3 protein-coding genes and 1 pseudogene are annotated in these 6,036 nt (G+C 73.9%); all 4 read right to left on the bottom strand.

From position 1 onward, the window contains the following. Nucleotides 1-25 precede the first annotated feature (25 nt). Nucleotides 26-1,429, bottom strand: a complete 1,404-nt coding sequence (locus FOE67_RS13880; RefSeq protein ID WP_182664107.1) for an SPFH domain-containing protein — start codon at nt 1,427-1,429, stop codon at nt 26-28. Next, a complete protein-coding gene (locus tag FOE67_RS13875; protein WP_182664105.1) occupies nt 1,429-3,195 on the bottom strand; it encodes an SPFH domain-containing protein in 1,767 nt (588 codons plus the stop codon). The genes FOE67_RS13880 and FOE67_RS13875 overlap by 1 nt, the downstream gene beginning before the upstream one ends. A gap of 695 nt (nt 3,196-3,890) precedes the next feature. Beyond that, nucleotides 3,891-4,508, bottom strand: a pseudogene (locus FOE67_RS13870) (TetR/AcrR family transcriptional regulator); the annotation flags it as partial. A gap of 182 nt (nt 4,509-4,690) precedes the next feature. Beyond that, on the bottom strand, nt 4,691-5,824 hold the full coding sequence (locus FOE67_RS13865) for a zinc-binding dehydrogenase (protein ID WP_182664101.1): 1,134 nt from the start codon (nt 5,822-5,824) through the stop codon (nt 4,691-4,693). Nucleotides 5,825-6,036: the final 212 nt, after the last annotated feature.

Raw genomic sequence — 6,036 nt, 5'->3', positions numbered from 1 at the left:
GGGTTTCCTCCGGGGAGGGACGGGATCACCGCCCGTCGTCCCCCTCCTCCCACTCGTCCCGCGCCTCCCGGTCGTCGCGACCGTTCCGGCCCCCGCCGCGGGAATCGCCGCGGCCGGAGGCCAGGGCCCGGGCGCCGCCCGCCCAGCCCCCTCCCCCGGTCAGCCGGGGCAGCAACTGGGCGGTCAGCAGCGTGGTGAGCACCGAGGCGTCGCCGCCGGAGCCCTCGCCGCCGGTCTGCACCACCACCGGCTTGGGCGCCTCCTCGGCGAGCTTCGCGCCGACCTCCAGGCGCCGCCGCGCCAACTCGTACTCCAGGACCGCCCGGTTGTCCCGGTAGGCCGTGGCGAGCCGCTCCTGTGCCTTCGCCTCGTTCTCCGCCGCCGCCAGACCGGCCCGGCCCCGGGTCTCGATCTCGAAGCGGACCCGCTGCGCCTCGGTCTCCTGCTCCTCCAGCATCTGCGCCACGTCCTTGCGCGCCTGGTTGAGCGCGGCGTTGACCTCGACGATCTTGGCGTCCCTGGTCTTCTTGGAGCGCTCGATGTCCATCAGCAGGGTGTCGATCCGCCGCTTGCGGGTCAGCTCCCACTCCTGCTCGTAGGCGACCTTCTCCTTCGAGACGCGCTCCCGGGTGGCCAGGTGCTGCCGGTACTGCACGGGCAGCTGCACGTCCGGGATGTTGCAGCCGGTGATCCGGACCCCGTAGCGGTCCAGCTGCCGGTTGAGCAGTTCCTGCATGTCCGCCACGTCCGAACCGCGCAGGTCGTAGGCCTCCTCGGTGCGCACCTGACGGCTCCGCTGGCGGATGGCGTCCTGCACCGCGTTGGAGAGCACCAGGTCGAAGTTGCCGGCACCGATGGTCCGCACGAAACGCAGCGCGTCGGTGATGCGGAACTTCAGGAAGAACTCGATCGACTTCAGCGGGACGTTCTCCCGCGTCGGGCAGGCGATCACGGGGGCGGAGTAGGGGATCTCGGTGGAGGTGTCCACCACGAAGTCCACCCGCGACCAGGGGTGCCACAGGTAGTGGCGACCGGGGTCCAGGGTGCCGACGACCGCCCCGTAACGGGTCAGGACACCGGTGGTGCCCTGCTCGATCTCCACGATCGAGGACCGCCACCACCAGAGCATCCCCATCAGGAGGGTCAGCGCCCCGACGATGAAGGCGGGGCCGGAGAGCGCCTCGTAGGCGGTGCCGGCCAGGCCGTTGTCCGTGTCGTCGGCGGCCACCAGCAGCATCACGCCGGTGAGGATCAGGAACAGGCCGAGCCACAGCAGCACCGTCCAGCCGGTGCGCCGGTTGGAGCGGGGGATGACCACCGGCACCAGGGCGCCGTCGTCACCCCCGCGCAGCAGGCGGGCGATGTCGCCCCAGGAGGCCAGTGCCTCCTTGATGGTGGAACCGTGTCGGTCGGGTACGGGCTGGGACATCACAGCTCCCCTTCCTGCGGGGCGTCCTGCGGGGCGGAACCGGTGCCGGGGGCGGCGGGCCCGGTGTCACCGGGCGGGACCCCGTCGTCCGGCGGGGAGGTCGGACCGGTGGGGAGTTCGGTCCCCTGCGGCAGCTCGGCCCCGGAGGCCGCCTCCGCCGCGGCCGCCTCCTCGGAGAGGACCGGGGCCTGGACGGTGGTGGGAGCGGTCTGGCGCAGCGGGCGGATCTCCTCCTCCCGTTCGGCGATGCGGGCGGAGATCTCCTCCATCCGGCCTCGGATGGCCTGCATGTCGGTCTCGGTGAACAGTTCCTCACCGGTCTCGCCGATGATGCCCCGGGCCACGTTCAGGAAGTTGACGCTCGCCTCCTCGCCGGAGCCGATCTTCACCACCTGCGGCAGGCGGTCGGCCACCCCCTCCAGCGTGTCGAGCACCTGCTGCCGGTAGCGGTGGTTGAGGATCTCCGGCGCCTTGGCCGCGCTGACCGCGCGGATGTCCAGGGCCTGGGCCTCCAGGAGGGCGGCGTTGGCCCGGGCCTCGGACTCCGCCTCCACGAAGCGCTGGCGGGCCACCGCGCGGGCGCGGTTGGTCTCCCGCTCCAGGGCGGTGTCCATCTGGGCCTGGTACTGCGCGATGTCGGCCTGGATCGCGGAGAGGGTCTCGTTGAGGGAGGCCAACTCCTTGTTCAGGTCACCCTCGTTGTGCTCCTTGCGCAGCTGGAGCTCGTACTCGTGGGTGTACGCCTCCTTGGCCACCCGCACCATCTCCGGCGCCGCCAGGTCCATCCGGTACTCCTGGCTGGAGGGCTCGGCGTGCGTGATGTTGGCGTTGGTGAGTTCCACCGCCGGGCTGAACTGCTGGTTGAGCTGCTCCAGCAGGCGGTTGGTGTTCTCGCCGACCATGTCGTAGATGGCCGACGCCTCCTGCTCGTAGATCATGCTGCGGGTGGTCTCGCTGATCGCGTTGTTCAGCTTCTCCTGGAAGCCGCGCACCGCGCCGAGCGTGTAGATGAACTCCACCGGGTCGTTGATCCGGAACTGCACGAACAGGTCGATGGACGCCTGCACGCCGCTGCGGGTGGGAGCCTCGCGGATCGGCGCGTTGAAGGGGTACTCCCGGGTGGTGTTGACGATGTAGGAGACCCGCTTCCAGGGATTGAAGAGGATCACCCGACCCGGGCCGACCACCTGTTCCAACTTGCCGAACCGGGTGATCAGTGCCTGACAGCCCTCGGGCACCATCACCATCCCCTGGCGCCACCACATGAAGCCGGCGGCCAACAGGGTCAGCACCCAGTAGTGGATCCCGAACAGCGGGTTGGTCGCCACCGCGGCGTTCGTCGCGGAGAGCACCAGGACGGCCACCAGCCCGATCGCCACCAGCACCACGGCGGGCAGCATGGTGATCAGGGTTCGCCCGCGCGGCAGCACCATCGGGCAGATGACGTGCACCGTGCCGGAGCGGGTGCGCTCGGTCTCGCTGCGGTTGACCGCCTCCCCCGCCCCGTTGAGCGAGGTCGTCTTCTGCTCGATGCGGGTGCCGACCGAGGCCCCGTGGTCACGGGCGGCCAGGAAGTCGTCGGGGTCCGCCACTCCGGGGGTGTTGGCGTCGGGCTCCTCGCCCGGATCGCCTCCCCCACGCCGGTCGCCGGCGCCGCCGAAGGCGCTCTGCACCCGCTCGTTGACCAGGCCGGCGGCGGCCTGGCGCGGGTCGCCGCCGCGGGCGACCGATCGGGCCGCCTGACGGACGTTCTGACTCAGGGACATGGGTTGGCGTCCTCCCCGTTGCCCGGCGCGTCGTCGCGCCGGCGTCGTGATGACCGGCGGTCCCGGGGGACCGCCGTGGTGCGGACATGGTCGTGAGGGGCGTCCCCCGGTGTCCCGGGGTCCGGCGGCGTCCGTGCGGCGCGGGCGGCGCGGGGTGTCCCGGGCCGACGCGGTGCCACCCGTCCCGCGGGGCCCCCGACGCCTCGCATGGTTGGTCCACCCGTCCGTTCCGGGGGTTCCGGAGGACCGGCCCCCTTCCACCCGTGGTGCCGACGTCGCCCCTCGTGTGCCGGGTCCACCGCGGGTTCGGGCCGTCCGCGGGCGCCCGGCACGGCGCGGACGTCGTGGCCACGATCACATCAGTGTCCGGGGTGACGCGCCAGGCGGACGCGCGGTTCCCGACCGGGTTGTCACCCGGCCGTGACCTCGGGGCGGGCATACGCCGCGTTCCCCTTTCCGGGTGCCCGGGACGAGGGGGCGGAAACGTGCCGACCGGCTCAGCGGGGGGCGGGATCGCCCGTTCCGTCGTTCGCCGACCGACCGGGCGGGTTCGCGTCGACGGGGTCGACCCCCGCCCCTCCGGTCGACGCGGAGGGGGTTGCGGCGTCGGTGCGGCCGGCGGGCGCGTCGCCCCCGTCGGAGGCGTCCATGGCCTCCGCGGCCCGGTCCACCGCCCGGGTGGTGGCGTCCTCGTCGGCGCCCACCATCCGCAGGGCCAGCCCCGCGTACAGCAGCGCCAGCTCGCGCGGGGTGTCGGAGCCGGCCGGGTCGTACCAGCGCGCCACGTCGATGCAGAGCGACAGCAGGGCACGGGCGGTGCCGCGCACGTCCGCCACCCGGAACTGCCCGGCGGCCACGCCGTCCGCGATGACGCCCCGCACCAGTTCGGCGGTGCGCCGGCGCAGCCGCTGGATCTCCGCGTAGTGCTCCTCCCCCAGCGCGGCCAGCTCGTACTGCACCACCCGGGCCCGGGTGTGGTGCTCCGCGTGCCAGCGGGCGAAGGCGCTCACGGCCACCGCCAGCCGCTCGGCGGCCGTGCCGGGGCCGGCCACGGCGTCCCCCAGGATCCGGGCCACCCGCTCGTGGCCGTAGACGCTGATCTGGTGGAGGAGCTCCTCCTTGGTGCGGTAGTGGATGTAGAGCGCGGCGGGGCTCATGCCGGCGCGCCCGGCGATGTCCCGGGTGGTGGTGGCGTGGAAACCGCGTTCGGCGAAGGACTCCACGGCGGCCAGCAGCAGGCGCCCCGCCGTCTCGTGTCCGGCGGAGGCGGCGAGGGAGTCCGCGCCGTCCCGGCGACGTGGTCGAGCCGGCATGCCCGCCTCCCCTTCGCGCGTCGTCCCGCTGCGCGGGGCCGGGTCGTCTCCCGGACGTGCCGTTCCCCGCGCGGCCGACGGGGTGCCGGCCGAGGGCTCACCCTACACCGAAGCCCTGAGCGTTCGCTTAGCGATGTCACCGTTCGGACGCCCGGGGCCCCGGTGGGGCCCGCGCGCCGACCTCAGGAATCCCCTCCGTGCCCCCCGTGGACGATCAGGGCCCGGCCCCCGCGCCCCGCCACCATCGCCCCGAAGGCGTCGGGCACGCCCTCCAGCCCGATCCGGTCGGTCACCAGCGCGGAGAGGTCGAACCGGCCGGCCAGCACGTGCTCGGCCAGTACCGGCAGGTCACGGGCGGGGACGCTGTTGCCGTAGACACAGCCGCTCAGGGTGCGGCCGGTGATGAAGAGTTCCAGCGCGGAGAAGGAGACCTTCTGGTCCTTCCCCCCGATCCCGACGACCACCGCCCGCCCACCGCGCCGGGTGGCGCTCCAGGCGGCGCGGATGGTCTCGGCCCGCCCGGCGCACTCGATCGCCGCGTCCACCCCGAGACCGCCGGTCAACGAGCGCACCTCGCGCGCCGTGCGGTCCGAGGCGAGCAGGAAGTCGGTCGCCCCGGCCGCGCGGGCCAGCGGCTCCTTGCCCTCGGTGACGTCCACCGCGATGATCCGCGCCGCCCCCGCGATCCGGGCGGCCTGGAGGACGGCCAGGCCCACTCCCCCGACACCGATCACCAGGACGCTCTCCCCCTCCCGCACCCGGGCGCTGTGGTGCACCGCCCCCCAGCCGGTGAGCACCGCGCACCCGAGCAGGGCCGCCTCGGTCAGCGGGATGCCGTCGGGCAGGGGCAGCACCGCGTGCTCCGGCACCACGGTCTCCTCCGCGAAGGCGGCCACGGTCAGCCCGGGATACAGCTCCCCGCCGGTCTCGTCGTGCGCGTAGGGGGTGGTGGTGCCGGCGTTGGCCTCCGCGCAGAGCCAGGGCTCCGCCAGGACCGCGCAGAAGTGGCACCGCCCGCAGGAGGGGGCCCAGTTGAGGACCACCCGCTGCCCGGGGCGAACCGACTCGACCCCCTCCCCCACCTCCGTGACGGTCCCCGCGCCCTCGTGGCCCAGCACGGCGGGCGCGGGGTGCGCCAGGGTGCCGTTGGCCAACGACAGGTCCGAGTGGCAGACACCGGCCGCCGCGAGTCGGACGCGCACCCGGCCGGGGCCGGGCCGGGGAAGGACGATGCGGGTCACCCGCAGGGGTTCACCCACCGCCGGGAGGACCACGGCGCGCACGGACTCGGGCGGGGTTCCATCGATGCCGGACATGCCGATCACGCTAACGGCGGAGGCCGCGCGTTGTCAGCGGCGGGACCCCGGGGGCCCGCGGGGCCGGGGAGGATTCGACACGTTCCGCCCGCCCGGCTGTGCCCTGCGCACACCCCGGGGGACGGGTTCCCGGGCGGCGGCACAACGGGCCGGGTGCTCCGGCGCCGATTCCGACGCGGTCCGGGTGGTCCGGATACGGGGTGCTTCGGGGG

It is taken from the genome of Streptomyces calidiresistens (assembly GCF_014141525.1).
GTDB classification, from domain to species: Bacteria; Actinomycetota; Actinomycetes; order Streptomycetales; family Streptomycetaceae; genus Streptomyces; species Streptomyces calidiresistens.
Note: the sequence above shows the minus strand (reverse complement) of the source record. Positions and strands in the feature narration are given on the sequence as shown.